This window comes from Flavobacterium sp. GNP008, assembly GCF_056428965.1.
Genome location: NZ_JBWJVL010000042.1, coordinates 1 through 260 on the forward strand (window position 1 = coordinate 1; position 260 = coordinate 260).

At 60.8% G+C, this 260-nt stretch carries 1 protein-coding gene; it reads left to right on the top strand.

All coding sequences use genetic code 11. The features are described from left to right. Positions 1 to 260 (top strand): hypothetical protein (locus tag AC0608_RS13810; protein WP_478289478.1); only part of this gene is annotated, 260 nt, incomplete at both ends.

Sequence of the window (260 nt, forward strand, 5' to 3'; positions counted from 1 at the left end):
GAAAAAATGATCCCGCTCAAGCACCCCTTCATCGAAAAGATGATGGAACACCGTAACGACCTGGCGAACCTGGGCAACACCGTGCGCATCTCGGTGGAGGCCAGGGACGGTGACATCTTCACCAGGGACTACATGGAGACCCTGCGCCAGATCAACGACGAGGTGTTCTACATCTCCGGCGTCGACCGCTCGGGCCTCAAGTCGCTGTGGAGCCCCAGCGTGCGCTGGACCGAAGTGACCGAAGAAGGCTTCGCCGGCGG